At 70.6% G+C, this 3954-nt stretch carries 2 protein-coding genes; one reads left to right on the top strand and one right to left on the bottom strand.

What is annotated here, in order from left to right:
• Positions 1-135 precede the first annotated feature (135 nt).
• Entirely contained in the window at positions 136-2766 is a 2631-nt protein-coding gene (gene clpB / locus AB8Z75_RS31960) for an ATP-dependent chaperone ClpB (protein WP_369208152.1), read from the bottom strand.
• Between the two features lie 189 nt (positions 2767-2955).
• Between clpB and AB8Z75_RS31965 the strand changes: the two genes are divergently transcribed.
• Entirely contained in the window at positions 2956-3900 is a 945-nt protein-coding gene (locus AB8Z75_RS31965) for a D-alanyl-D-alanine carboxypeptidase family protein (RefSeq protein ID WP_369208154.1), read from the top strand.
• The last annotated feature ends 54 nt before the right edge of the window (positions 3901-3954 follow it).

A 3954-nucleotide genomic window follows, 5' to 3' on the forward strand; every position in this document is an offset into this window, starting at 1 on the left:
GTTTGGCCCCGGCCCCACCCCTTCACCATTTCTTCCAGGGGCTCCGCCCCTGGGACCCCGCTCCTCAAACGCCGGAGGGGCTGATTCCAGCCCCTCCGGCGTTTGAGGAGTTTCGGGAAGGGGAGGGGCAGGGGACTAACCGGCGGAGCCCACCACCAGGCCGTCCCACCCCTCGACGTGGTCCACCCGGACCACGTCACCGTCGCGGACGTCCCCCGCGAGGATCTCCTTCGCGAGCTGGTCGCCGATGGCGGTCTGGACGAGGCGGCGCAGGGGCCGCGCCCCGTAGGCGGGGTCGTTGCCCTCGACGGCCAGCCAGTCGAGCGCCGCGGGGGTGACGTCGAGCGCGAGGCGCCGCTCGGCGAGCCGGGCCTGCAACGCCTCGACCTGGAGCTGGGCGATGCGCCGCAGCTCGTCCCCGGCGAGGGCGGAGAAGACGACCAGATCGTCGAGCCGGTTGAGGAATTCGGGGCGGAAGGCGGCCCGGACGGCGGCGAGTACCTGCTCCCGCTTCTCCTCCTCCTTCTTCAAGGGGTCCATCAGGTGCTGGCTGCCCAGGTTGGAGGTGAGGATGAGGATCGTGTTGCGGAAGTCCACCGTGCGGCCCTGGCCGTCGGTGAGGCGGCCGTCGTCGAGGACCTGGAGCAGCACGTCGAAGACATCGTGGTGCGCCTTCTCCACCTCGTCCAGCAGGACGACGCTGTAGGGGCGCCGCCGCACGGCCTCGGTGAGCTGGCCGCCCTCCTCGTAGCCGACGTAGCCGGGGGGCGCGCCGACGAGGCGGGCGACGCTGTGCTTCTCGCCGTACTCGCTCATGTCGATGCGGACCATGGCCCGCTCGTCGTCGAAGAGGAAGTCGGCGAGCGCCTTGGCCAGCTCCGTCTTGCCGACGCCCGTGGGGCCGAGGAAGAGGAAGGAGCCCGTGGGCCGGTTGGGGTCGGCGATGCCGGCGCGGGTGCGGCGCACCGCGTCGGAGACGGCGCGCACCGCCTCGGTCTGGCCGATCAGCCGCTTGCCCAGCTCGTCCTCCATACGCAGCAGCTTCTGCGTCTCGCCCTCCAGCAGCCGTCCCGCGGGGATGCCCGTCCAGGAGGCGACGACGTCGGCGATGTCGTCCGAGCCGACCTCCTCCTTGACCATCTTGTCCCGCTTGTCCGCCTGCCCTGCCGCGGCTTCCTTGTTGGCCTTCTTGGCCTCCTCCTCTTCCTCGGTGGCAGCCGCCAGCTCCCGCTCGGTCGCCGGGATCTCGCCGTACAGCAGCTTGGAGGCCGCGTCGAAGTCGCCGTCGCGCTGGGCGCGCTCGGCCTGACCGCGCAGCTCGTCCAGCTTCTCCTTCAGCTCACCGACCCGGTTGAGGCCCTGCTTCTCCTTCTCCCAGCGGGCCGTCAGGCCGCGCAGCTCCTCCTCCTTGTCGGCCAGCTCGCGGCGCAGCCGCTCCAGGCGTTCGACGGAGGCGGGGTCGGTCTCCTTGTCCAGGGCCAGCTCCTCCATCTTGAGCCGGTCGACGGAGCGCTGGAGCTCGTCGATCTCGACGGGCGAGGAGTCGATCTCCATGCGCAGCCGGGAGGCCGCCTCGTCGACCAGGTCGATGGCCTTGTCGGGCAGGAAGCGCGAGGTGATGTAGCGGTCCGAGAGGGAGGCGGCGGCGACCAGCGCGCTGTCGGAGATCTGCACCTTGTGGTGCGCCTCGTAGCGCCCCTTGAGGCCGCGCAGGATCGCGATGGAGTCCTCCACCGTCGGCTCGGCGACCAGCACCTGCTGGAAGCGCCGCTCCAGGGCCGGGTCCTTCTCGATCCGCTCGCGGTACTCGTCCAGCGTGGTGGCGCCCACCATGCGCAGCTCGCCGCGGGCCAGCATCGGCTTGAGCATGTTGCCCGCGTCCATCGCCGAGTCGCCGCCGGCGCCCGCACCGACGACGGTGTGCAGCTCGTCGATGAAGGTGATGATCTGCCCGTCGCTCTCCTTGATCTCCGCGAGGACGGTCTTGAGGCGCTCCTCGAACTCGCCGCGGTACTTCGCGCCGGCCACCATGGCGCCCAGGTCGAGGGCCACCAGGCGCTTGTTCCGCAGCGACTCGGGCACGTCGCCCTTGACCACGCGCTGGGCCAGGCCCTCGACGACGGCGGTCTTGCCGACGCCGGGCTCGCCGATCAGGACGGGGTTGTTCTTGGTGCGGCGCGAGAGCACCTGCACCACACGGCGGATCTCGTGGTCCCGGCCGATGACCGGGTCCAGCCTGCCCTCGCGGGCCGCCGCCGTCAGGTCGGTGCCGAACTTCTCCAGCGCCTTGTAGGTGCCCTCGGGGTCGGGGCCCGTGACCCGGCGGCTGCCGCGCTGCTCCTGGAAGGCGGCCAGCAGCTTCTTGTCGCTGGCGCCCTGCTCCGCCAGCAGGTCGGCCGTCGCCCCGCCCTTGGCGGCCAGGCCGATCAGCAGATGCTCGGTGGAGACGTAGCTGTCGCCGAGCTCCTTGGCGCGCTGGGCGGCGTCCGCGATGACGGCGAGCAGGTCGCGGTCGGCCTGCGGCCTGCTGACCGTCGAGCCCTGGACGGTGGGCAGTGCCGCCAGCCGGCTCTCGGCGGCCGAACGCAGTGCCGCCTGGTCCGCCTCGACGGCGGCGACGAGGTCTTGGATGTTCTCGTTCTCCTCGCCCGTGAGCAGGGCGAGGAGCAGGTGGGCAGGGGTGATGTCGGGGTGACCGCCGGCCACCGCGCGGTCGTTGGCCGCGCTGATCGCTTCCCGGCTCTTGTTCGTCAGCTCCGCGTCCACTGTCGTGCGCTCCTCCTCCGGTGCCGCCTCGGGCGCCCTGCCTCCGGCGCTTGCTACCTACAGCATGCAACAAGTTGAGTCTATTCCACTCAAGCTGCCAAACGGACTACTATCCGACTTAGTTCCCGGCCGTTCCCGGCCGCGGATCCCGCTCAACCCGCCGCTTTCCCGCGGCACTTGGAGCTGACAGTGAAACTCGGCATCGCCGGCACCCGTCGTGTCGCCACGGTCATCCTCACCTCCGGGGCCGTGCTGACGACCGGCATGATCACCGCCCCCGCCCAAGCCGCGACGCCCGCACAGGCGACCGCCGGCACACCAGGCCAGGCGCCCGCACTGGCCGCCGCGGCGAAGAAGCCGTCCGTCACCGCCAAGGGCGGTTACGTGATGAACAGCGGCACGGGCAAGAGCCTCTACACCAAGGCCGCCGACACCCGGCGGTCCACCGGCTCCACCACCAAGATCATGACGGCCCGGGTGGTCCTGGCCCAGAAGAACCTGAACCTGAACCGCAAGGTCACCATCCAGAAGGCCTACAGCGACTACATCGTCCGCAACACCGCCTCCTCGGCACGGCTGATCGTCGGCGACAAGGTCACCGTCCGCCAGCTCCTGTACGGCATGATGCTGCCCTCCGGATGCGACGCCGCCTACGCGCTGGCCGACACCTTCGGCAGCGGCTCCACGCGCGCCGCCCGCGTGAAGTCCTTCATCGGCAAGATGAACGCCACGGCCAAGAGCCTCGGCCTCAAGAACACGCACTTCGACTCGTTCGACGGCATCGGCAAGGGCAGCAACTACTCCACCCCGCGCGACCTGACCAAGCTCGCCCGGGACGCCATGAAGAACCCGACCTTCCGCTCGCTCGTCAAGACCCGCTCCACCAAGCAGAAGACGGTCACCCGCAGCGGCGGCTACCGCTACATGAACTGGACGAACACCAACCCGCTGCTGGGCGGCTACTCCGGCGCCCTCGGGGTCAAGACCGGCTCGGGGCCCGAGGCGGGGTACTGCCTCGTCTTCGCCGCGAAGCGGGACGGCAAGACGGTGATCGGCACCGTCCTGGCCTCCACCTCGTCCGCCAACCGGACGAAGGACGCCAAGAAGCTCCTGACCTACGGTCTCGCCGGCTGATCCCCCCAGCCAGGCGGTGGGCGCGCCCCACCGCCKGGMCCGGGAGACCGGGTT

It is taken from the genome of Streptomyces sp. PU-14G, assembly GCF_041028275.1.
Classification (GTDB): Bacteria; Actinomycetota; Actinomycetes; order Streptomycetales; family Streptomycetaceae; genus Streptomyces.